This window comes from Streptomyces sp. SJL17-4 (genome assembly GCF_036826855.1).
Lineage (GTDB): Bacteria > Actinomycetota > Actinomycetes > Streptomycetales > Streptomycetaceae > Streptomyces.
In genome coordinates this window covers 5015556-5039251 of the sequence record NZ_CP104578.1, presented here as the reverse complement: position 1 = coordinate 5039251, position 23696 = coordinate 5015556, and the positions used below count along the sequence as shown (strand labels likewise).

The 23696-nt window shown below is 72.2% G+C and carries 11 protein-coding genes and 6 pseudogenes; 6 read left to right on the top strand and 11 right to left on the bottom strand.

Annotated features, from left to right (window positions below; all coding sequences use genetic code 11):
• Positions 1-38 precede the first annotated feature (38 nt).
• The 4 genes and pseudogenes from pflA to nirB all read right to left on the bottom strand — a co-directional run bounded on the left by pflA (position 39) and on the right by nirB (position 7842).
• Positions 39-824: a pyruvate formate-lyase-activating protein gene (pflA, locus tag N5875_RS22730; RefSeq protein ID WP_338495602.1), complete on the bottom strand. Its 786-nt coding sequence runs from the start codon at positions 822-824 to the stop codon at positions 39-41.
• Positions 825-904: 80 nt separating this feature from the next.
• Positions 905-3182 (bottom strand): annotated as a pseudogene (gene pflB / locus N5875_RS22725) (formate C-acetyltransferase).
• Between the two features lie 202 nt (positions 3183-3384).
• Positions 3385-4806, bottom strand: coding sequence for an MFS transporter (locus N5875_RS22720; RefSeq protein WP_318210822.1), 1422 nt, complete (start codon positions 4804-4806; stop codon positions 3385-3387).
• A gap of 186 nt (positions 4807-4992) precedes the next feature.
• The gene (gene nirB / locus N5875_RS22715; protein WP_338495601.1) at positions 4993-7842 is read right to left on the bottom strand and encodes a nitrite reductase large subunit NirB; all 2850 of its coding nucleotides are present in this window, start codon (positions 7840-7842) and stop codon (positions 4993-4995) included.
• A 400-nt stretch (positions 7843-8242) separates the two neighbouring features.
• Here nirB and N5875_RS22710 point away from each other — a divergent pair, with 400 nt between their 5' ends.
• The 4 genes and pseudogenes from N5875_RS22710 (at position 8243) to N5875_RS22695 (ending at position 12483) form a co-directional block, all read left to right on the top strand.
• A complete protein-coding gene (locus tag N5875_RS22710) occupies positions 8243-9016 on the top strand; it encodes a CbiX/SirB N-terminal domain-containing protein (protein WP_338495600.1) in 774 nt (257 codons plus the stop codon).
• 137 nt (positions 9017-9153) lie between these two features.
• The gene (locus N5875_RS22705) at positions 9154-10383 is read left to right on the top strand and encodes a low temperature requirement protein A (RefSeq protein WP_338495599.1); all 1230 of its coding nucleotides are present in this window, start codon (positions 9154-9156) and stop codon (positions 10381-10383) included.
• Positions 10384-10409: 26 nt separating this feature from the next.
• On the top strand, positions 10410-11552 hold the full coding sequence (locus N5875_RS22700; RefSeq protein WP_338495597.1) for a P1 family peptidase: 1143 nt from the start codon (positions 10410-10412) through the stop codon (positions 11550-11552).
• A gap of 83 nt (positions 11553-11635) precedes the next feature.
• Positions 11636-12483, top strand: a pseudogene (locus N5875_RS22695) (DUF6227 family protein).
• A 55-nt stretch (positions 12484-12538) separates the two neighbouring features.
• Here N5875_RS22695 and N5875_RS22690 read toward each other — a convergent pair.
• Together N5875_RS22690 and N5875_RS22685 are read right to left on the bottom strand one after the other, a co-directional pair.
• Positions 12539-12904 carry a hypothetical protein gene (locus N5875_RS22690; protein WP_338495595.1) on the bottom strand — a complete coding sequence of 122 codons (366 nt, stop codon included), beginning with the start codon at positions 12902-12904 and terminating at the stop codon, positions 12539-12541.
• Between the two features lie 497 nt (positions 12905-13401).
• Positions 13402-13605: pseudogene (locus N5875_RS22685) on the bottom strand (glycosyltransferase); the annotation flags it as partial.
• A gap of 434 nt (positions 13606-14039) precedes the next feature.
• On the opposite strand from N5875_RS22685, the gene N5875_RS22680 reads away from it, so the two are divergent.
• Entirely contained in the window at positions 14040-14957 is a 918-nt protein-coding gene (locus N5875_RS22680; protein ID WP_338495594.1) for a hypothetical protein, read from the top strand.
• 85 nt (positions 14958-15042) lie between these two features.
• Here N5875_RS22680 and N5875_RS22675 read toward each other — a convergent pair whose 3' ends face one another.
• The 4 genes and pseudogenes from N5875_RS22675 to N5875_RS22660 all read right to left on the bottom strand — a co-directional run bounded on the left by N5875_RS22675 (position 15043) and on the right by N5875_RS22660 (position 20570).
• On the bottom strand, positions 15043-17067 hold the full coding sequence (locus N5875_RS22675) for a fructose-specific PTS transporter subunit EIIC (protein WP_338495593.1): 2025 nt from the start codon (positions 17065-17067) through the stop codon (positions 15043-15045).
• 31 nt (positions 17068-17098) lie between these two features.
• Positions 17099-18019, bottom strand: a pseudogene (pfkB, locus tag N5875_RS22670) (1-phosphofructokinase); the annotation flags it as partial.
• On the bottom strand, positions 18016-18777 hold the full coding sequence (locus N5875_RS22665) for a DeoR/GlpR family DNA-binding transcription regulator (RefSeq protein WP_318210812.1): 762 nt from the start codon (positions 18775-18777) through the stop codon (positions 18016-18018). The gene N5875_RS22665 and the pseudogene pfkB, both read right to left, overlap by 4 nt.
• 241 nt (positions 18778-19018) lie before the next feature.
• Positions 19019-20570 (bottom strand): annotated as a pseudogene (locus tag N5875_RS22660) (MFS transporter).
• 62 nt (positions 20571-20632) lie between these two features.
• On the opposite strand from N5875_RS22660, the pseudogene N5875_RS22655 reads away from it, so the two are divergent.
• Positions 20633-21591, top strand: a pseudogene (locus N5875_RS22655) (YafY family protein).
• A gap of 406 nt (positions 21592-21997) precedes the next feature.
• Here the strand turns inward: N5875_RS22655 and N5875_RS22650 are convergent.
• The gene (locus N5875_RS22650; protein WP_338499191.1) at positions 21998-23200 is read right to left on the bottom strand and encodes an IS110 family transposase; all 1203 of its coding nucleotides are present in this window, start codon (positions 23198-23200) and stop codon (positions 21998-22000) included.
• Positions 23201-23696 lie beyond the last annotated feature (496 nt).

Genomic DNA, 23696 nt, shown 5'->3' with positions numbered 1-23696 from the left:
CGTCGCCCGGACGGGGTTCGGGGCGTCGCTCCGGTCCCTCAGACCGCGTTCAGGCCGTGGGCGCGGAAGACCTCGCGCGCCTCGGCGACCTGCTCGGGCGTCGGGGACGGCGTGTCGTGCAGGGTGAACGGCATGGCGAGTGCCTGCCACTTCGCTTCGCCGAGCTTGTGGAAGGGAAGGATGTCCACGCGGGAGACGTTGCCGAGACCCCCGGCGAAGGCGGCGACTCCCTCCACGTCGGCCGGGTCGTCGGTGAGGCCCGGGACGAGGACGAAGCGGACGTGGACCTCCTGGCCGAGGTCGGCGAGACGCCTTGCGAAGTCGAGGGTCGGCGCGAGCGGCCGGCCGGTGACCTTCCTGTACGTGGCGGGGTCCCAGGACTTGATGTCGAGCAGGACCAGGTCGGTGTCGCGCAGCAGGGCGTCGGTGGCGCGGACGCCCAGGAAGCCCGAGGTGTCGAGGGCCGTGTGCAGGCCGAGCTCATGCTTCATCCGGTGCAGCAGCTCGCCGGTGAAGACGGGCTGGAGGAGGGGTTCGCCGCCGGAGACGGTGGCGCCACCCCCGGAGGCGGAGATGAAGCGGACGTACTTGGACGCTTCGGCGATCACGTCGTCGGCCGAGGTGCGCGTGCCGTTGCGCATCCTCCAGGTGTCGGGGTTGTGGCAGTAGAGACAGGTGAGGGGGCAGCCGGAGAGGAAGGTGACGAAGCGGGTGCCGGGGCCGTCGACGCCGGTGGACAGGTCCCAGGAATGGACCGATCCCTCGGAGGGACGCCGGGTCGCGGCGGCGGCCGGGGTGGCGGGCCCGAGGGTGAGGCTTGTCATGGCGGGGCCTCCTTCGTTGTGTGGGGGGCGACCCGGGGCCGGGGTGAGGGCCACCGGCCCCGGGTGCGGGGAGGGGCTGCTTACAGCGAGCCGTGGAAGGTGCGGTTCAGGACGTCGAGCTGCTGCTCGCGGGTGAGCCGGACGAAGTTGACCGCGTATCCGGAGACCCGGATGGTCAGCTGCGGGTAGTTCTCCGGGTGCTCCATGGCGTCCATGAGCGTGTCGCGGTTGAGGACGTTCACGTTCATGTGGAAGCCGTCGCCGGCCATGTAGCCGTCGAGGACGCCCGCAAGGTTCCTGATCCGCTCCTCGGGGGTGCGGCCCAGGCCGTCGGGGGTGACGGTGTTGGTCAGCGAGATGCCGTCCTCGGCGTCCTCGTACGGGAGCTTGGCGACCGACAGGGCCGAGGCCACGTAGCCGTGGGTGTCGCGGCCGTTCATCGGGTTGGCACCCGGGGCGAAGGGCTCGCCGGCGCGGCGCCCGTCGGGGGTGTTGCCGGTCTTCCTGCCGTAGACGACGTTGGAGGTGATGGTCAGGACGGACTGGGTGTGTTCGGCGTTCCGGTAGGTGGGGTGCTTGCGCACCTTCTTCATGAACTCCTCGACCAGCCAGACCGCGATCTCGTCCGCCCGGTCGTCGTTGTTGCCGTAGGCCGGGAAGTCGCCCTCGACCGTGTAGTCGACGGCCAGACCGGCTTCGTCGCGGTGCACGGTGACCTTGGCGTACTTGATGGCGGCCAGCGAGTCGACGGCGACCGAGAGGCCGGCGATGCCGAAGGCCATGGTGCGGCGCACATCGCGGTCGTGGAGCGCCATCTCGATGCGCTCGTAGGCGTACTTGTCGTGCATGAAGTGGATGACGTTCAGCGAGTGGACGTAGACGTTCGCGAGCCACTCCATCTGCTCGTCGAACTTCGCCATGACCTCGTCGTGGTCGAGGACGTCCGCCGTGATGGCGCCGGTCTCGGGGCCGACCTGGACGCCGGACTTCTCGTCGCGGCCGCCGTTGATCGCGTACAGGAGGGTCTTGGCGAGGTTCACGCGGGCGCCGAAGAACTGCATCTGCTTGCCGACGGGCATCGCGGAGACGCAGCAGGCGATGGCGGTGTCGTCGCCGAAGCGGGGGCGCATCAGCTCGTCCGACTCGTACTGGACGGAGGAGGTGTCGATGGAGACCTTCGCGCAGAACTCCTTGAAGCCCTGCGGGAGGCGCGGCGACCAGAAGACGGTCATGTTCGGCTCGGGGGCCGGGCCGAGGTTGTAGAGGGTCTGGAGGTAGCGGAAGGAGGTCCGGGTGACCAGCGGACGGCCGTCCTCGCCCATGCCGGCGAGGGACTCGGTGACCCAGGTCGGGTCGCCGGAGAAGCCCTGGTCGTACTCCGGGGTGCGCAGGAAGCGGACGATGCGGAGCTTGATGATGAAGTCGTCGACGAGCTCCTGGGCCCGCTCCTCGGTGAGGACGCCGGCCTCGATGTCGCGCTGGAGGTAGACGTCGAGGAAGGTGGAGGTGCGGCCGAGGGACATCGCGGCGCCGTTCTGCTCCTTCACGGCGGCGAGGTAGGCGAAGTAGAGCCACTGGATGGCGTCGCGGCCGGTGACGGCGGGGCCCGAGATGTCGTGGCCGTAGGAGGCGGCCATCGCCTTGAGTTCGCCCAGGGCTCGGATCTGCTCGGCGAGTTCCTCGCGCAGCCGGATCGTCTCTTCGAGGGAACGGTTGCCCGCGGGGAGGGAGTTGAGCTCCTCCTTCTCCTCCTCCTTCACCTCGACGAGGCGGTCGGCGCCATAGAGGGCGACGCGGCGGTAGTCGCCGATGATGCGGCCTCGGCCGTAGGCGTCGGGGAGTCCGGTGACGACGCCGGCCTTGCGGGCGGCGCGGATCTCGGGGGTGTACGCGTCGAAGACACCGGCGTTGTGGGTCTTGCGGTACTCGGTGAAGACCTTCTCGAGGTCCGGGGAGACCGGGTAGCCGTACGTCTCCAGGGCGCCGGCGACCATGCGCCAGCCGCCGTACGGCATGATCGCCCGCTTCAGCGGGGCGTCGGTCTGCAGGCCGACGATCAGGTCCTTGTCGCGGTCGATGTAGCCGGGGGCGTGGGCGGTGATGGTGGACGGAACGTCGTACGAGACGTCGTGGACGCCCTTGGCGCGCTCCTCGGGGAACCTGTCCGTGATGGCCTTCCACACGGCGGTGGTCCGCTCGGTGGGTCCGGCCAGGAAGGAGTCGTCGCCCTCGTACGGCGTGTAGTTCTGCTGGATGAAGTCCCGGACGTCGACGGCGTCGCGCCAGTCCGCCCTTGAATCCCTTCCAGGCCCGCTCGTTCACCGTTGCTTCAGCAGAGGTCGCAGTCACGGCCCGCACCGCCTTCTTCGATTCATTCGATCGCGTCGTTGCCTGCTTCCATTGCACCCCTTTTGATCGATCATTTCGGTCGGCAATGGTCACCGGTCGACGGGCTTTGGTCCCGTTCCGGGTACGCAGAAAGACCCCGCCGCGCGGGGTCTTTCTGCGGATTCGCTCAGCTGGGGGTCGCTCAGCCGGGGGGGCGCTCAGCTGGGGGCGCTCAGCTGGGGGCCTCGGCGCTCCTGCGGGCGTAGAACCACCAGGTCACGACCATGCAGCTGACGTAGAAGGCGACGAATCCCCACATCGCGCTGGTCACGGCCACCGAGCCGAACAGGGCCGGGATGAAGAAGAAGCCGAAGGCCGCGATGGCCGAGGTGAATCCGGTGACCGCGCCGGACTCCATTTCCGCCTGCTTCAGCGCCTCGGCGTATTCCGGGGTGCCTTCCGTGAGCCCCTTGAGGTGGGTGCCGCGGAAGATGACCGGGATCTGGCGGAAGGTGGAGCCGTTGCCGATTCCGGAGAAGAAGAACGCGGCGAGGAAGCAGAAGAAGAAGCCGTGGAACGAGCCGCCGTCACCGCCCGAGGGCAGGAAGTTGATCACGCCGATGATCGCGACGGCCATGCCCACGAAGGACAGGATGGTGACCCGGGCGCCGCCCCACTTGTCGGCGATCCAGCCGCCGCCCCAGCGGGCGAGCGCGCCCACGGCGGGGCCCATCCAGGCGTAGGTGGCGATCGAGTAGTCCGGGAACGTGGTCTTGATCAGCATCGGCAGGGCGGCGGCGAAGCCGATGAAGGAGCCGAAGGTGCCCACGTACAGCCAGGTCATCAGCCAGTTGTGCTTGCGCCTGAAGATGATCTTCTGCTGATTGAACGGGGTCGAGGCGACCTTCAGGTCGTTCTGCCCGAACCAGGCGACGGCCGCCAGGACCAGCAGCACCGGGACCCAGAGGAACGCGGCGTTCTGCAGGTACACCGGGGTGCCGTCGGCCTCGTGCTGCGCCGAGCCGATGGCGATGGTCGACCAGGTGATGACGATCGGGGTCAGCAGCTGCACGACGGAGACACCGAGGTTGCCGAGACCGCCGTTGATGCCGGTCGCGCTGCCCTTCTTCGCCTTGGGGAAGAAGAAGCCGATGTTGGCGAGGGAGGAGGCGAAGTTCGCGCCGCCGATGCCGCAGAGGGCGGCGATGGCGACCATCACGGCGTACGGGGTCGTCGGGTCCTGGATGGCGATGCCGAGCCAGATCAGCGGCACGATCAGCACGACCGTCGACAGCGCGGTGAAACGGCGCTGGCCGACCATCGGGCCGAGGAAGGTGTAGAAGATCCGGGCGGTGCCGCCGGTCAGACCGGGGATGGCCGTCAGCCAGAACAGCTGGGAGGTCGAGAAGCCGAAGCCGACGTCCTTGAGGTTGGTCGCGGTGACCGACCAGACCTGCCAGACGACGAACGCCACGAGAAGCGCCGGGACGGCGATCCACAGGTTGCGGGTGGCGACCTTCCTGCCGATCGACTTCCAGAAGAGCTCGTTCTCTGGCTCCCAGTCGGTGATCGGCTTGCCGGGGCGGTACTGCTCCGTGTCGTACGAGGCGGAGGGCCCGCCCGTCCTTCTGCTGTCCTGGACTACGGAACTCATGGCGCTTCCCTGACTTCCCTGACGTTCGGGGGTGACCTTCGGGGGTGACCTTCGGGGCTTTCCTTGCTCTTCCAGGCTGCGCCGCGGGGTGGGGGGCGGGTGAGTGCCGATGGTCGTCAGGGGGCCGGGCCTAGGTCGGGCCGTCGGGCGGGCCTAGGTCGGGCCGTCGGGCGGGCCTAGGTCCCCTCAGGGGCGGGCCGTAGGCACCGGGAGGACCGGGAGGGTCACCTCCGGGTCGTCGAGGCAGGCGCCGGTCCGCAGGTCGAACTCCTGCTTGTGCATGGGGGATGCCACCACCGGAACGCCGTCCCGGCTGCCCATGATCCCGTTCGCGATCACGGCGGCGCCCGAGAACGGGTCCCGGTTGCCCACCGCGTACACCTCGCCGTCCCCGTCCCGGAACAGTGCCGCCTCGGTGCCGTCCGCGAGGACCGCGGCACGGCCCCGGCCCGGCTCCAGGAACTCCACCGCGGCCACGTGCGGCTCGAAGCGGGCCAGGGCCGCCGGGTCGTCGAGGACGGCCTGCCACTCGTCGCGGTACGCGGCCACATGCCGGTCCATCTGCGCTTCCAGCTCCGCGCACAGCCCCAGCGCGTCCTCGATCAGGACCTCCCTGAGGTGGTCGAGGCCGCCGTCGAGGCGTTCCAGCCACGCCGAGGTGCGTTCGAGGCGCTCCCCGGTCCATACGTAGTACATGAGGAACCGGTCGATCAGCGCGAACAGTTCGGCGGCCGACACGTCGGAGGCGAGCAGCTCGGCATGCCGGGGGTCGGTGCCGCCGTTGCCGCAGACGTACAGGTTCCAGCCGCCGGCGGTGGCGATGACGCCGATGTCCTTGCCCCGGGCCTCCGCGCACTCGCGCAGACAGCCCGAGACCCCGCCCTTGATCTTGTGCGGGGCGCGCAGGCCCCGGTAGCGGAGCTCCAGGTCGATCGCGAGCCGCACCGAGTCGCCCTGCCCGAAGCGGCAGAACCGGGACCCGACACAGGACTTGACCGTGCGCAGGGACTTTCCGTACGCCTGCCCCGATTCGAGGCCCGCCGCGATCAGCTTGCGCCAGATGGCGGGGAGTTCCTCCTTCCTGGCGCCGAAGAGGTCGATCCGCTGGCCGCCGGTGATCTTGCTGTAGAGGCCGTGGTCGCGGGCCACCTCGCCGATGGCGATGAGCTGCTCGGCGGTGATCTCGCCGCCCGGGACGCGCGGCACGACCGAATAGGTGCCGTCCTTCTGGAGGTTGGCGAGGAAGAGGTCGCTGGAGTCCTGGAGCGCGGCCTGTTCGCCGTCGAGGACGTGCCGCAGACCGAGCTCGGGGGCGAGGGTGCCGAGGACGTTGGCGACGACGGGCTTGCAGACGGTGCAGCCGCTGCCCGCGCCTGCCCCCGCGCCCTCGCGTGCACCCGCGCCCGCGCCCGCACGCGTACCCCCGCCGTCGGAGCCGTACCGCTCCATCAGCTCGGTGTACGAGCGGATGTGCTCGGTGCGGATCAGTTCGTAGATCTCGGGGCGGGAGAGGTCCGGGAAGTGCTCGCACAGTCCGCGTGCCTTCTCCACGCCCGACGCGTCGAGGACGGCCTGGAGGGTGTTCACACAGCCGCCGCAGCCCGTGCCTGCCTTGGTGCAGCGCTTGATTCCGCCGATGTCGGTCAGGCCGTGCTCGGCGATCGCGCCGGCCACCGCGCCCTTGGTCACGTTGTGGCAGGAGCAGACCACGGCGTCGTCGGGGAGCGCGTCCGCGCCGGGCAGAGCGGCGGCGGAGGCCGGGAGGAGGAACGCCTCGGGCGGGGCGGGCAGTCGGCGGCCCGCGTGCGGCTTGAGGGAGCCGTACGCCTCGGTGTCGCCGACCAGGATGCCGCCGAGGAGCTGCCCCTCGGGACCGAGCAGCAGCTTCTTGTAGACGCCCTCGCGCCCGTCCGAGAACACGATCTCGGTGGCCCGCGGCCCGCCGTCCGGCCCGTCTCTCCCGTCCCTCCCGTCCCTCTCGTCCGCGAACGGATCGCCGAAGGAGGCCACGTCCGCGCCGAGCAGCTTCAGTTCGGTGGAGGTGTCGGCGCCCGTGAAGACCGTCGCACCGGAGCCCGCGAGCTGGTCGGCGACCGCCTCCGCCATCTGGTAGCCGGGCGCGACCAGGCCGTACACCCGCCCGTCGGAGGTCTGCGCGCACTCGCCGATCGCGTACACGGACGGGTCGGTCGTCCGGCAGCGCTCGTCCACCGCCACTCCCCCGCGGTCCCCGACCGCGAGCCCCGCCTCGCGGGCGAGCCGGTCGCGCGGCCGCACCCCGGCGGAGAAGACGACGACGTCGGCGGGGAGCCGCTCGCCGTTCGACAGCTTCAGCAGGCAGGCCTTCCCGTCGGCGTCCGTCTCGACCTCGACGGCGCCGACGCCGGTGTGCACGGCCACGCCCATCGACTCGATCGTCGCGCGCAGGGCCGCCGCGCCGCCGTCGTCGACCTGGAGCGGCATGAGCCGGGGCGCGAACTCGACGACGTGCGTGGCGAGTCCGAGGGTACGGAGCGCCCCGGCGGCCTCCAGGCCGAGGAGGCCGCCGCCGATGACGACACCGGTCCGGGCCTGCTCGGCGTACTGGGCGAGGGCGTCGACGTCGTACAGCGTGCGGTACGTGAAGCAGCCGGGCGCGTCGGCGCCGGGGATCGGCGGCACGAAGGGGTACGAGCCGGTCGCCAGGACCAGGACGTCGTACGGGACGACCGCGCCGGAGGTGGTGGTGACCGTGCGGGCGGCCGGGTCGATGTGCTCGGCCGGGTCGCCGAGCCGCAGGTCGATGCCGTGACCGGCCAGGAACTCGGGGGTGGAGAGACCGAGTTGGTTGGGGTCGGTGCCGGTGAAGACGGAGGACAGGTGCACCCGGTCGTAGGCGGGCACGTCCTCCTCGGCGAGCACCGTGACCTGCCAGCCGGGAGCACCGCGCACGGCCGGGTCGGCGAGCGCGCCGCGCTCGGCCAGCGCCTCCAGGAGCCGGTGGCCGACCATGCCGTGGCCGATGAGCACGAGGGTCTGTGTCCGCTGGGCGGCCATGGCGGTCTCCGTGGGGTGGTGAGGTCGGGTGCGCGGGGTGTGGTTCGCGGTCTGATTCGCGGGGTGCGGTTCGCGGGTCGGGTTCGCGGGGTGTGGTTCGGGGGTCGGGTTCGCGGGGTGTGGTTCGGGGGTCGGGTTCGCGGGGTGTGGTTCGGGGGTCGGGTTTCGCGTACGGGTGGTTTCTCCTCCGACCGTAGGGGCGCGGGGTGGGCGTGTCGGGGCCGTGAAGGGCCCGAGGATCCGGGACTTGAGACCCCCCGACCGGGGCCGAACGGCGCGGCCGCGGGGCGGCGGCGTGGGCTTAGCGTCAGCGGGTGGGGCCGCGACGACGAACGACACCGTCGCGCGGCCCCCGACGGGGCCGAACCGCACGACCGGGGCGGGTGGAGGTGAGGTACGGATGACGCGCGACCTGGTGATCGCCGTGCATGGGAGCACCGCGCCGGAGGCGGGAGCGACGGTCGCACGGCTCGCCGGCTCCGTGCGCGAGCTGGCCGGTGCGCCCGTCACCGTCGGGCACCTCGACCATCGGACGCCCTCCCTGCCGCATGTCCTGGCGGACCGGCCCGGTGCGGTCGTCGTGCCGCTGCTCCTCGGCGACGGCTACCACCGCACCGTCGACATCCCGGCCGTCGCCCGCCGCTTCGACTGCGCGGTCACGCGCGGCCTGAGCGGCGACCACGCGGTGGCCCTCGCCCTGTACGACCGGCTGCGGGCCGCCGAACGGGTGGCCGGCGGTCCGGCGGACGCGGTCGTCGTCGCCGGCGCGGGCTCCTCCCGGCCGGGCGGCAACGACGGCACCCTCGCGGCGGTCCGGCAGCTGGGCCTGCTCCTGCCGCCGCCGGTATCGGTGCCGGTGCCGGTGCCGGTATCGGTATCGGTGCCGGTGACCGCCGCCTACTGCTCGGCGACCAGCCCGACCCCGGCCGAGGCGGTCGCGCTGCTGCACGCCCGCGGCTTCCGCCGGGTCGTGGTGGCCACCCACCTCCTCGCCCCGGGCCGCTTCACGCGCGCGCTGGCCTCGGTCCCGGACACCTGGGCGGTCACGGCCCCGCTCGCCGACCACGCGCGCGTGGCGCGGCTTGTGGTGGCGCGGTACACGGGGTACGCGGGGTACACGGGCGCCGACGGGGTGGACGTACGGGCAGCCGCGGGAGCGCGGGCCGCCGCCTGAGGTCCCACCGGGCCGGGGCCCTCCCCGGCTCCGGCTCCGACTCCGGCTCCGGCTCCGGCTCCGGCTCCGGCCCCGGCCCCGCCCCGATGCGCGTGGCAAGCCGACACGAGAGGCCTCCCCTCTGGTGTGCTGGGGTCATGACACAACCGTTCCTCCCCCTCACCGCGCGCTCCCGCGAGGAGTCACACCGGGCGGCCACGCCCCTGGAGCTGTTCTTCGACCTGTGTTTCGTCGTCGCCGTCGCACAGGCGGGCGCGGAGCTCGTGCACGCGGTCGCCGAAGGCCACGCGGGCGAAGGGGTCATCAACTACGCGATGATCTTCTTCGCGATCTGGTGGGCGTGGATGAACTTCACGTGGTTCGCCTCGGCCTACGACAACGACGACGTGCCGTACCGCGTCGTCACCCTCGTCCAGATCGCGGGCGTGCTCATCCTCGCCGCCGGGGTCTCGCGGGCCTTCGAGGACCACGACTTCCTCGTGGTCTACATCGGCTACGCCGTCATGCGGCTCGCGCTCGCCTCACAGTGGCTGCGGGCCGCTCACCACGCCACCGATCCCGCCGAGCGGACGATGTGCCGGCGGTACGCGGGCGGGGTCGTCGCCGTGCAGATCGGCTGGATCGCACTGCTCCTCGTGCCGGAGTCGGCCCGGCCGTGGGTCTTCCTCGTCATGGCGCTCGCCGAGATGGCCGTGCCGCTGGTCGCGGAGAGGGACGCGCCCAGCACGTGGCACCCGCACCACATCGCCGAGCGGTACGGCCTGTTCACCATCATCGTGCTCGGTGAGACCGTCGCCGCGGCGACCGTGGCCGTGAAGACCGGCATCGCCGAGAACGACGCCCTCGGCGAGGTGCTGCCGATCGCCGCGGGCGGGCTGCTGCTCGTCTTCGCCGCCTGGTGGATCTACTTCGTCGTCCCCGCGCACGACCGGCTGACCTCCAGCCGCGAGGCCTTCCGGTGGGGGTACGGCCACTACGTGATCTTCGCGGCGGCGGCGGCCGTCGGCGCGGGCCTGGAGATCGCCGTGGAACAGGCCGTGGGCAAGGCCCACATCTCCACGCTCGCCGCCTCGTCCGCGGTGACGATCCCGTCGGCCGTGTTCCTGCTGTCCGTGTGGTTCCTCCACGCCCGCTACTTCAAGGTCGGCATCGCCCAGCAACTCGTCCTGCCGGTCTCGGCGCTCGCGATCCTGATGTGCTCGTTCGCGGGCCACTGGGCAATCCTGGCCGCGGGCGTCGTCGCGGCGGTGACGGTCGCGGTCGGCGTGACCCTGACGGCGCGGAACCCGGCGACGCGGCCGGGCACCGGCGCGGGCACGGGTACGGGGACCGGCGCAGGTACGGGCACGGGCACGGCGGCCGGCTGAACCGGCCCACGTGGTAGGCAGGGGACATGACACAGCCCGAACAGCACCGGACGACGGACTCGATCACCGATGTGCGCGGTCTACGCGTGGGGCACGCGCGCGTGGAGGGCGACGGGGCGCTGACCGGTACGACCGTGGTGCTCGCCCCGGTCGGCGGAGCCGTCGCCGCCGTGGACGTGCGGGGCGGCGGGCCGGGTACGCGGGAGACGGACGCGCTCGACCCGCGCAACGTCGTCCAGCGGATCGACGCCGTCGTCCTGACCGGCGGCAGCGCGTACGGCCTGGAGTCCGCCGCCGGGGTGATGGCCTGGCTGGAGGAGCGGCACCGGGGCGTGCGGGTGGGCCCCGATCCCTCCCACGTGGTGCCGGTCGTGCCCGCCGCGTGCGTCTTCGACCTGGGCAGGGGCGGTGACTTCGCGGCCAGGCCCGGCCCGGCGACAGGGCGGGCGGCGGCGGAGGCGGCCGACGCGAGCGGGGACCACGCGCGCGTGGAGACGGGCGCGGTCGGCGCGGGCACGGGTGCCGTGGTCGGCGGCCTCCGGGGCGGGGTGGGCACGGCGAGCACCGTCCTGGAGTCCGGGATCACGGTCGGCGCGCTCGTGGTGGTGAACGCGGTGGGCTCGGCCGTCGACCCGGCCACGGGTGCCCTGTACGGGAGTTACGGGAGTGCCGGGGGTTACGGGAGCGCTGGGAGTTACGGGAGTCATCTCGACGGCGGCCTGCCCGTCTTCCCCGACCCGGCGGTGCACGAGGCCGCGACGCGGCGCCTCGCCGAGGCGCGGGAGGCGGCTGCCCCGCCCCCGCTGAACACCACGCTCGCCGTCGTCGCGACCGACGCCGTCCTGACCCGCGCGCAGGCGCAGAAGGTCGCGGGCACGGCCCACGACGGCATCGCGCGCGCCCTGCGCCCGGTGCACCTGATGAACGACGGCGACACCGTCTTCACCCTCGCCACCGGGGTGCGCGAACTACCGGAAGGCCCCGGTCCGCTGGCCCTGAACGAGATCCTGACGGCCGGTGCGGACCTGGTGACCCGGGCGATCGTCCAGGCCGTGCTCGCGGCCCCCGGCGGCCTGCGCGGGCCGGGCGGGGACTTCCCCTCGTACCGTGAGCTCTACGGCGGCGAGCACGGGGAGAACGGACCGCGATCGGAGCCGTACTCCCGGTAATCGCAAGGGAGTTGGGCGGGAGCGGCCCGACGGGGCCGGGAACTTCCTCCCGACGCCCTTCGTTTTCCGGAACCCCGGACGCGATGTCGGACCCAGGGACTACGTTAAGCAAGCACCAAGTGACATGCGGCGACGGCCTGGAGACCCTCTTGAACGATCCGCAGGATCCTCACGATCCGTACGAGACGACCGAGACGCACCTTGAGCGCCTCCTCGGCCGGGCGCTCAACTCCTTCGACCTGCCCGACTCGACCGTCGAGCGCCTCGGCACGGCGCTCGCCCACTCCAGCGCGCTCCACTCCTCGCACCACAGCGCGTCGCTGCGCCGCGCCACCTACCGCCACACGTATCTGCTGAGCGACGGCTCCGCGCTCAGCCTCTGGGAGCTCACGCACAACGCCGGCCGGGACGGCACCGACCAGCACGAGGTGTACGCCGAGGAGTCGGAGGCCCGGCTCGCCGCCTCCCGCCTCCCCACCGGCCCCCTGCCGGGCTGGAGCGCCGAGCGCTCCGACGGCCGCGCCCTCGACGAGGGCGATGACGACGACCTGGAGCTGCTGAGCGCGCTGCTCGCCCGCCCGATACCCGTCCAGCCCCGGATGTACGTGCCGGACAACTCCGCCGACCACGCCCGCCGCGTCCTGCGGCGCGCGGAGAACGCGGACCGGCCCGGCGAGGCGACGGCCCGCCGGCTCCGGCTGGCCTTCGCCCACCACATCACCCAGGCCTTCGGCCGCCACTGCCCGGTGGAGGGGGCCGGGACGCCGGCTTCACCCTCTACGAGCACCAGTTCCTGCTGCTCGACGGCAGCGAGGCCAGCCTCTGGGAGGTCGAGCACACGGCGACACCTGACGGCCGCCACATGTGCGAGGTGTACGAGGACGAGCGCACGGCCCGCGACGCGATGGAGTCCCGCTCCCGGGTCCGCTGACACCGCTCCCGTACGGCCCCGGACGGAGGCGGCGTACGGCCCCGGTCCCCCGCGCTCAGACCAGCGCGGGGGCGTCCGCCGCCTCCGTCAGGCGCTGGACGGCGAACGCCCGGTTGGCGCGGGTCTGCTCGCGGTACGTCTCCGGCAGGTCCGGCAGACCGAGCAGCCGGTCGCAGGCCGCGAGGGAGGCGGCGTGGTCGCCGACCCAGTACGCGGTGATCGAGTACTCGAAGAGCAGCCCCCACCGGTACACCCAGGGCTGCATGAACAGCAGGTCGTCGGGCTGCTCCCGGTCCAGGACGGCGGAGACCACGGCGTGGGCCGCCCGGTAGCGGTGCATCTTCCGCAGCCGCGCCGCCAGCTCGTAACAGGCTTCGAGGCGGTCCGGCCGGGACTCCCAGGCGCGGGAGAGCGCGTCCATCGCGGTCGGCCAGTCGCCCGACTCGGCGCGGAGGACGCCGGACTGGAGCAGGGAGTAGTAGACCTCCTCCCCCAGCCGCCCATGGCCGCGCGCCGCTCGTAGAGGTCGGCGGCCTCCTCGGCGCGGCCGAGGTCACGGAAGGTCTGCGCGAGATAGAAGACGGTGCGCGGATTCGCCGGGTCGCGTTCCAGCTCGGCGCTCAGGAGGCGGGCGTCGCGCTCGAACTTGTCGTGGCGTGAGCCGCCGTCGGCGTAGTCCTCGATGACGAGGGCGTCGAGGTTCGCCTGGACGCGGTCTCCCTCGGCCGTCAGGTACTCGTGGGTGACACCCTCGTACCGCCACGGCAGACCAGCCCTGACCAGGCGTTTGATGCGGTACTCCAGGGCTCCCTCGTGCCGGAGCATGTACCCGTCGGCGGTGAGCTCGGGCAGCGGGCCCTCCTGGCGGAGGACGTGGTCGGCGTCGAGGAGCAGGAGGTAGTCGGCACGACCGCGGGCGTGCGCGATGTTCAGGCTGCGGTTGTGGCCGAAGTTCACCCACGGTTCCTCGCGCAGCTCGCCGGGGATGCCGGCGAGGGCGGTCCGGATCAGCTCCTGGGTGCCGTCGGTGGAGCCCGTGTCCGAGATGACCCAGGTGTCCACGAGACCGCGGACGGAGGCGAGGCAGCGCTCGATGACCGCGGCCTCGTTCTTGACGATCATGCACAGGCAGATGGACGGCTTCACGGCAACACCACCTCCGGCGGTTCGGTCGGGGGGCGACGGTACGCAGGGCCCGCTGCGGAGGCGGCGGCGGCACGCCGAGGGGTGGCCGCAGGTTCGCCGTCCCGTACGCACCCATTCGGCTGGCGGGACTACGCCATGGCGGCTCAACCCGTCCGAAACCGTCAAGTCCCCGCCGCAGCGGTCCGATGTTCCGATGGGAAGCTCATCACCGCTTCCCTCTTCGTCCCACCCCCACATCGTGGCGCCGGCGACCGAAGCCGGCGGAGGAAAGGAGCATGCATGCGTCCTGATCCCAGGACTCTGTCCAGGTCCAAGCTCGGTCCGCTGCCCCGGCGGCGCGTCTGGGTGGGCGGCGGTGCGCTGGCCTCGGTCGCACTCGTCCTCACGGGCCTCGCACCCATGGCGTCGGCGTGGGCCGGCCCCACGGCGGGTGCACCGGCGGGACGACGGCCGCCGATCCGGCCACCGGCTGCAAGCCCAGGGCGACGCAGGAGGCCCCTCCGCACCAGCACGACGAGCAGGGCCGGCCGATGACCGCCGGACTCCAGGAGTTCCTGGACGAGGAGGTCGGACGCCTGGTCGAGGGCCCCCAGGCCCGCACGGTGGTCGGCGGCCCGGACTCGCCGAACGGTGACTGCAAGAAGGGCCCGACGGGTCCCACCGGTCCGAAGGGCCCGACCGGCCCCCAGGGCCCGAAGGGCAACACGGGCCCGACCGGCCCCCAGGGCCCGAAGGGCAACACGGGCCCGACGGGTGCGACGGGAGCAACGGGCGCCACCGGAGCCACGGGTGCGACGGGAGCGACCGGCGCTACGGGCGCGACCGGCGCTCCGGGCACGGGTGCGACGGGTGCGACCGGCGCCACGGGCGCCACGGGTGCCACGGGTGCGACCGGCGCGACGGGTGCCACCGGTGCCACCGGACCCACCGGGCCCTGCATCGACATCGACACGTACAGCCCGTCCAACACCGAGGACTTCCAGGCCGCGCTCTACAACGGCAAGGCGTTCGTCGGTAAGGCGGCCACCCCGGGCGGGGCGATCGTCTGGCAGGACCTCACCAACCCGATGGCCGTCGGCACGGATCCCGGGAACCCCAACTACCCCACCAACGCGTGCGGCATCGCCATCGAGGCCCAGGGCAACGACGCCTACGTGAAGGTGATCACGACGGCCGGGACCGTGTGGCAGACGCACGGAGACATCATGGGCAACACCTTCGTCTGGGACGAGGCATGGGTGCAGCAGGCCACGCCGACCCCGGTGGTGATGCGGTCCGTTCCGTTCAAGGGCGACCTGAAGTACGGGGGTGCCGTCAACCGCGAATGACGCCATGAGGCCGAGGGGCGGTGCGCTCGCCGATACCGCACCGCCCCTCGTGACCACCCTCGTGACCGGCCCCGTCCGGGACCGGTCAGGCCGCCACGGCCACCCCGGTCCCGGACGGGGCCTGTTCGCCGTCCGGCGCCGCCGTCTCCGGAGCCGGCTTCCGCAGGCCCTTGAGGAGGATGACGAGACCCGCGCTGACCACCGTGCCCGCCATGATCGCGAGCAGGTAGAGGAACGGGTTGCCGATCAGCGGGATCACGAACAGTCCGCCGTGCGGGGCCCGCAGGGTGCATTCGAAGGCCATCGACAGGGCGCCGGTGACCGCGCCGCCCGCCATCGCCGCCGGGATGACCCGGAGCGGGTCCGCGGCGGCGAACGGAATCGCGCCCTCGGAGATGAACGAGGCCCCGAGGACCCAGGCCGCCTTGCCGTTCTCGCGTTCGGTACGGGTGAAGAGCCGGCCCCGTACGGCCGTGGCGAGGGCCATCGCGAGCGGCGGCACCATGCCCGCCGCCATCACGGCGGCCATGACCTTGAGGGAACCCTCGTTGGGGTTGGCGAGGCCGCCGACGGCGAAGGCGTACGCGACCTTGTTGACCGGGCCGCCGAGGTCGAAGCACATCATCAGGCCGAGGATGACGCCGAGGATGACGGCGTTGGCGCCGGAGAGGCCGGACAGCCAGTCGGTGAGCGCCTTCTGGAGCGAGGCGATGGGCTTGCCGACGACCAGGAACATCAGGAAGCCGACGACGATCGAGGACAGCAGGGGGATCACGACCACCGGCATGATGCCCCTGAGGACGGCGGGGATCCTCACCCGCTGGATGGCGAGCACGGTGCCGCCGGCGAGCAGACCGGCGACGAGGCCGCCGAGGAAGCCGGCGTTGACGGTGAGCGCGATGGCGCCGCCGACGAAGCCGGGGACGAGACCGGGGCGGTCGGCCATCCCGTACGAGATGTAACCGGCGAGGACCGGTACGAGGAAGCTGAACGCGAGACCGCCGATCTGGAACATCAGGGCTGCCCAGCTGTCCGCCTGTCCCCAGGCGAAGTGCTCGGTGACGGAGGGTGCCTTGTCGATGTCCCAGCCGCCGATGGCGAAGCCGAGGGCGATGAGGAGGCCGCCGGCGGCGACGAAGGGAACCATGTAACTCACGCCGGACATGAGCCACTTGCGGAGCTTGGTGCCGTATCCCTCGCCGGGCTCGCCCGCCTTGTCGACGGGTGTCGCTGCGGTGGCGGGGGCGGAGACCTCGCCGCGTGCGGCCTTCTCCCTGACCTCGGCGATCAGTTCGGCGGGGCGGTTGATGCCGGCCTTGACGCCGACGTCGACGGTGGCCTTCCCGGCGAACCGTTCCTTCTCCCGTACGGGCACGTCGTGCGCGAAGATCACGCCGTCGGCGGCGGCGACGACGGCCGGGTCGAGCCGGGTGAACCCGGCGGAGCCCTGCGTCTCGACGACGACCTCGACCCCGGCGGCGCGACCGGCCTTCTCCAGGGACTCGGCGGCCATGTAGGTGTGGGCGATACCAGTGGGGCAGGAGGTGACGGCGACGATCCGGAACGGCACCTCAGGTACGGGAGTCTCCACCGGGGCCTCCACCAGGGCCTCCACCGGGGCCTCCGCCGGAACCTCCACCGGCGCCTCCGCCGGAACCTCCTCCCGGGCCTCCTCGCCCGCGATCAGCGCCGCCGCTCCCGTCGGGGACGTCGCCGACCGCAGTGCCGTCGTGAAGTCCTCGTTCATCAACTGGCGGGCCAGCGAGGAGAGGATCGTCAGGTGGGCGTCGTCCGCGCCCGCCGGGGCCGCGATCAGGAAGATCAGGTCCGCCGGGCCGTCCGGGGCGCCGAAGTCGACGCCCTCCGTCGAGCGGCCGAACGCGAGCGTCGGCTCGGTGACATGGGCGCTGCGGCAGTGCGGGATGCCGATGCCGCCGTCCAGGCCCGTCGGCATCTGGGCCTCGCGCGCCGCGACGTCCGCGAGGAAGCCGTCGAGGTCGGTCACCCGGCCGAGGGCGACCATGCGCTCCGCGAGCGAACGGGCCGCCGCTTCCTTCGTGTCGGCGGACAGGTCGAGGTCGACCAGGTCCGCGGTGATCATCCTGCTCATCGCGCGGGCTCCCTTGCTCGCTGAGGGTGAGGTCCAGGGGTACGTCGGCGGTCACCGTGACCGCCGACGGGTTCAGGTCGCCCGGGGTGGGCATCTCGCTGCCGGGCAGCTGGACCGCGGCCGCCCCGTGGGCCACGGCGGCCGCGAGGGCCTCGGGTCCTTCGCCGCCCGCCGCGAGGAAACCCGCGAGGGAGGCGTCGCCCGCTCCGACGTTGGAGCGGACGGCGGCCACGGGCGCGGAGCCGTACCAGACGCCCTCGCCGGTGACGAGGAGCTGGCCGTCGGCGCCCAGGCTGGCCAGGACCGCGCCCGCGCCGCGCTCGCGCAGTTCCTCCGCCGCCTTCACCGCGTCGCCGACCGTGGCCAGCGGGCGGCCCACCGCCTCCGCCAGTTCGTCGGCGTTCGGCTTGACGACGTCCGGGCGGGCGGCGAGGGCCGCGAGCAGGGACGGGCCGGAGGTGTCGAGCGCGATCCGCGCCCCGGCGCCGTGCGCGCGGGTGACCAGCCGGGCGTACCACTCGGGTGCGAGGCCGCGCGGGAGGCTGCCGCAGCAGGCGATCCAGTCGGCGGCCGGCGAGTACGCGCCGACCGTCGTCAGGATCGTCTCCGACTCCTCCTCCGTCAGCTCCGGGCCCGGCGCGTTGATCTTCGTCAGCGTGCCGTCGGGCTCCGCGAGCGCGATGTTCGAGCGGGTGTGCCCGGCGACCGGTACCGGCGCGACCTCGATGCCCCGGCCCGCGAGGAGTTGGGCGACGAGGGCGCCCGGGGCTCCGCCGAGCGGGACCACGGCGACCGTGCGGTGTCCGGCGGCGGCGACGGCCCGGGAGACGTTGACGCCCTTGCCGCCGGGGTCGACGCGTTCGGCGGCGGCGCGCAGCACCTCGCCGCGCTCCAGGGCGGGGACCTCGTACGTCCGGTCCAGGGAGGGGTTGGGGGTGACGGTGAGGATCATGCGCGGACGACTTCCGTTCCGGCCGCCTCGATGGCGGCGGCGTCCTCGTCGGTGAGGCCGCTGTCGGTGATGAGCAGGTCGACGTCGGTCAGGTCGCCGAAGCGGGCGAAGTGCTCCTGGCCGTGCTTGGCCGAGTCGGCGAGGAGGACGACCCGGCGGGCGGAGGCGATCACCGCCCGCTTGACGGCGGCCTCGGCGAGGTCGGGGGTGGTGAGTCCGTGCTCGGGCGAGAAGCCGTTGGCGCCGAGGAAGGCGACGTCGGCGCGGATCTCCCCGTACGCCCGGAGCGCCCAGGCGTCGACGGCGGCGCGGGTGCGGTGCCGTACGCGTCCGCCGACCAGGTGCAGGTCGATGCCGGGGTGGTCGGCGAGCCGGGCGGCGGCGGGGAGGGCGTGGGTGACGACGGTCAGCGCGCGGTCGAGCGGGACCTCGGCGGCGAGCCGGGCGACGGTCGAGCCGGCGTCGAGGACGACGCTGCCCTCCTCGGGCAGTTCGGCGAGGGCGGCCCGGCCGATCCGGTCCTTCTCGTCGGCGGCGGTGGACTCGCGCTCGGCGAGGTCGGGCTCGAAGTCGAGCCGCCCGGCGGGGATGGCGCCGCCGTGGACGCGGCGGACGAGCCCGGCCCGGTCGAGGGCCTTGAGGTCGCGCCGTACGGTCTCGGCGGTGACCTGGAACTCCTCGGCGAGGGAGAGGACGTCGACGCGTCCGCTCTCGCGGGCGAGCCGCAGGATCTGTTGCTGACGCTCCGGTGCGTACATGAGGGTTTACGTCCGTTCGATGCCCGAACCTGTGGTTTCAGGGTCAGACTACGCCCGCGTTTCCGCGAAGTAAACGGACTCGGGCATTCAAGCGGGCATGAACGGACATCCGTCTCTGCCTGGACACGACGAAGGGCCCTGCTCCCGGGGCGATTCCCGGGACCAGGGCCCTTCGGCGGCCGACTCAGTGCGCGAACGCCGGCTCAGTGCGCGAACGCCGGCTCAGTGCGCGAACGCCGGCTCAGTGCGCGAACGCCGGCTCCTTCTCGATCACGGCGTCGCCGTCATAGCCGCCCTCGCCGCCTTCGCCACCCTCCAGGTGCTGCTTCGGCTTCGCCGGAAGCGCGAACATCACCAGGAAGATCACGGCGAGCACGCCCGCCACCCAGCCCATCGCGTTCTGGAAGGCGTCCGTGAACGCCCCCGCCGCCTCGGCCCGAGACTTCGGCGTGGGCTTGCCGTCGATCACGCCGAAGAAGACCACCGACACCAGGCCGAGGCCCAGCGCGTTGCCCATCTGGCCCGTCGTGTTGATCAGACCCGAGGCCGAACCGGCGTGCTCGCGCGGGACCTCGGAGAGCACCGCGTCCGTCAGCGGCGCCACGATCAGGCCCATGCCGAGACCCATGACCACCAGCGGCGGAATCATCTGCCAGGACGTGATGTCCGAGCCGTACCGGCCCGCCTCGAAGAGGTAGAGCAGCACGCCCGCGATCATCGTCAGCGCGCCCGCCTGGAGCACCTTCCGGCCGAAGCGCGGCACCAGCTTCTGGACCGAGAGACCGGCCGCCGTCGACACCGCGATCGAGAAGGGCACTCCGGTCACGCCCGCCCGCAGCGGGCTCCAGCCGAGGCCGGTCTGCATGTACAGCGTCCAGACCAGGAAGAAGATACCCATCACGACACCGAAGGTCAGCTGCACCGCGATACCCGCCGCGAAGCTCTTCACCTTGAACAGCGACAGCTCGACGAGCGGCGAGCCGTCCTTCTTCGTCTTGTACTTCTCGTACGCGATGAGCGCGCCGAAGACGACCAGGCTGCCGGCCATCATCAGGTGACCCCACACCGGCCAGTCCAGCTCACGGCCGCGCGTCAGCGGGTAGATCAGCATCAGCAGCGCGGCCGTCACCAGGAGCACGCCGACCATGTCGAGGCGGAGCGCCTTCGGGGCCTTCGACTCGGTGATGAACTTGCGGCCCAGGAGCAGGCCCGCGATGCCGACCGGCAGGTTGATGAGGAAGATCGGGCGCCACTCCAGGCCCGCGATGTTCCACTGCGTGAGCAGCGCGCCGAGCAGCGGGCCGGAGACCGCGCCCAGACCGATGATCGCGCCGAACATGCCGAAGACCTTGCCGCGCTCGTGCGCCGGGAAGGTGACGTGGATGATCGACAGCACCTGCGGCACCATCATCGCGGCGGCCGCGCCCTGGAGCAGTCGGGAGGCGACCAGCATCTCCTGGTTGGCCGCGAAGCCACAGAGGGCGGAGGCGATCGATGAAGCCCGCCGTGCCGAGGAGGAAGAGCCGCTTGCGGCCGAAGATGTCTCCGAGCCGGCCGCCGGTGATCAGACCGGCGGCGAACGCGAGCGCGTACCCCGCGGTGATCCACTGGATGGCCCCGAAGGAGGCGCCGAGGTCCCGCTCGATGCTGGGGATCGCGATGTTGACGATCGTGGCGTCGACCAGGTCCATGAAGGCGGCCGTCATGACGATGGCAAGGGCTATCCAGCGCCGCTTGTCACTCGGTTCGATGGGGGCCGCGTCCGTGGCGGCGTCGGCGTCGTGTGCACTCATACGAAGAAGATAAAGGCCATCTAGGTCAGTCCATGTCCTAGATGGCCCTCATCCTGGAACGCATGACGGACACCCCGGCACGACTCCTGAATCTGCTCTCGCTCCTCCAGACACCGCGCGAGTGGCCCGGAAGCGAACTCGCCGAACGGCTCTCGGTCTCCCCGCGCACCATCCGCCGTGACATCGACCGGCTCCGTGACCTCGGCTATCCCGTCGAGGCGACGCTCGGCGCGGTCGGCGGCTACCGGCTCGTCGCCGGGACGGCCATGCCGCCGCTCCTCCTCGACGACGAGGAGGCCGTCGCCATCGCGGTCGGCCTGCGGGCGGGGGCGGGACACGCGATCGAGGGCGTGGAGGAGGCGTCCGTACGGGCCCTGGCGAAGCTGGAGCAGGTCCTGCCGGCGCGGCTTCGGCACCGGGTCTCGACCCTCCAGAACGCGACGATCCCGCTGACGCGGGGGACGGCGCGACGGTCACGCCCGCCACCCTGACCGCCCTGGCGGGCGCGGTCACCGGCCGCGAGAAGCTCCGCTTCGGGTACCGGGCGGGCGACGGGGCCGAGTCGAAGCGCCTGGTCGAGCCGTACCGGCTGGTCTCCACCGGGCGCCGGTGGTACCTGGTGGCGTACGACCTGGGGCGGGAGGACTGGCGGACGTTCCGGGTGGACCGGGTGACCGACCCGCTCGCCACGGGGGCACGCTTCACACCGCGGGAGCTGCCGGCGGGCGACGCGGCACAGCTCCTGGTCCGCTCCATGTCGCGGGCGCAGCCGGAGCTGGACCTGGACGTCACCTTCGAGGCCCCCGCGGACTTCGTGACGGCCCGCCTCCCGTCCCACCTGGTCCCGACGGCGACGGGCCCGACGACCTGCCGCCTCCGCACCCGCTCGACGGACTCCGTCGAATGGCTGGCCATCCGCCTGGCCCTGGTGGACGCCCCCTTCACGATCCAGAGCCCGCCGCCCCTCCTCACCTACGTAGAGGACCTGGCAACCCGCCTGACGGCGGCGACGGGTTCGTGAGGCCATCCCGCCTGACGGCGAGGGGGGCGTGAGACCACCCCGCCTGACGGCGAACGGGGCGTGAGGCCATCCCCCTGACGGCGGCGAGGGTGAGGCCGCCCCGCCTGACGGCGACGGGGGCGTGAGGCGGGGCGCGGGTGGCCCCGCGGGCCGCCTTCGCCGACGGCGGACGCGCCCCACCAGGGGACCCGCAGCCGACGTCGAACTCGCACGGGTGGTGCGGGGGGGGGCCCCTATGTCTTTGGTCAAGGTGGTCGGGTGGCAGTGTGGCTGTCATGAGTGATGACGTGCCCGTTCAGGACTCGGCGGGTGAGGGCATCCGGTCGTGCGACTTTTGTGGTCATCCGGTCGCGATGGACTCGGTCGACGAGCGTGACTGCCCTGCGTGCGGCGAAGGTGCTGAGGATCAGCCCGCTGCGGCTGGCCGGGATTCGTAGAAGGTGCCGTCGCGGAGCATCGCGAAGAGGACGTCGGCTCGTCGTCTGGCGAGACAGAGGAGTGCTTGGGTGTGGTGCTTGCCCTGGCTGATCTTCTTGTCGTAGTAGGTGCGGGAGGCCGGGTCGGCCAGGGATGCGAACGCGGAGAGGAAGAAGGCCCGTTTGAGCTGCTTGTTTCCTCTCCGAGACGGTTGTTCGCCTCGAATCGACGAACCCGAGCTGCGGGTTGCCGGGGCGAGGCCGGCGTAGGCGGCGAGGTGGGCGGCGGACGGAAAGCTGCTGCCGTCGCCCACGTCGATCAAGATCCTGGCTCCGGTCCTGACGCCGATCCCCGGCATCGAGGTCAGGACCTTGGAAAGAGGGTGGGCCTCCAGCAGTTCCTCGATCCGTCCGGCCAGCAGTTTCCGCTGGTCAAGGACGGCGGTCAGCGATCCGGCCAGGCTCGGGACGATCAGAGCGGCCGCCTCGGTGCCGGGAACGACCACTGTCTGCTCGTCCAGCGCGGTGAAGATCTCCTCGACCAGTCGCTCGGCCATCCGCGGCGCCTTCGGCCGCAACAAGGTCACGAGTCGGCGGCGTCCGGCCTTGCGGACCTGGGCCGGGGACCCGAACCGTTCCAGCAGCGTGAGCACTGCCGGGTGCTGGATGCGCGGGCCGAGGACTCGCTCCAGGTGCGGGTGAATCTGGGTGAGCAGGCCGCGAAGCCGGTTGCTGATCCGGGTGGCTTCGCCGGCCAGATCGTCGTCGAAGCCGACGATCATCTCCAGCTCGGCGATGGTCTCTTCTTCAAGATCGACCGAGCGGAGTGTGTGAGGCATGACGCGGGCCGCGTCGGCGATGATGAACGCGTCGCGGGCATCGGTCTTGGCCTCGCCTGGGTAGAGGTCGGCGATCCGCCGCATCGTCAGACCGGGCAGATAGGCGACGGGGCAGCCCATGTCCCTGGCCACCGCCAGTGGCAGGGCGCCGATCGAGGCGGGCTGGTCCACGACCACCAGCACGGTCCCGTGCTTGGCCTGCAGCTTGTCGAACACCTCGCGGAGCTTGGGCTCGCTGTTGGGCAGCCGCTTGTCGAATGCCTTCTTCCCGGCCGGGGTGACGGCAGTGGCGTGGTGTTCGCCCTTGCCGACGTCCAGGCCGAGGAAGGCGCCGATCTCGCTGACGTCGATCACGTGCGTCCTTCGGTCGTCCCCGCCCGGCCGTCCCACGGCACCGATCGCCACATCCACATTACGAAGAGCCTCCCGACCTGCGAAGAAGCCGGTGGTCATGCCCCTAATCAGCGGTCTGTCGATGCCTCCGGAGCCGGTGACACCACCCCCCAGGCCATACGTTCGACAGGGGGAGAAAGTCATGCCAACTCCGGAGGCCAGGCACCCCCTTGCGGGGCCACCAAGAAGGTAATGGGGGGACCCAAACCCCGGCCGGAGGCCGGGGCCGGAGGCCGGGGCCGGAGGCCGGGGCCGGAGGCCGCAGACCGCAGGCCGCAGGCCGGGCCGCAGACCGGGCCGCAGGCCGGGCCGCAGACCGGGGCGCGGGCCGGGCCGCAGACCGGGGGCCTCAGGCCGGGGCCGCAGGCGCGGGGCCGCAGGCGCGGGGCCGCAGGCCGGGGCGCGGGCCGGGGCCCCGCGTCCCGGGATGCAACGTGGGGCCGGGGGCCGAGGGCTT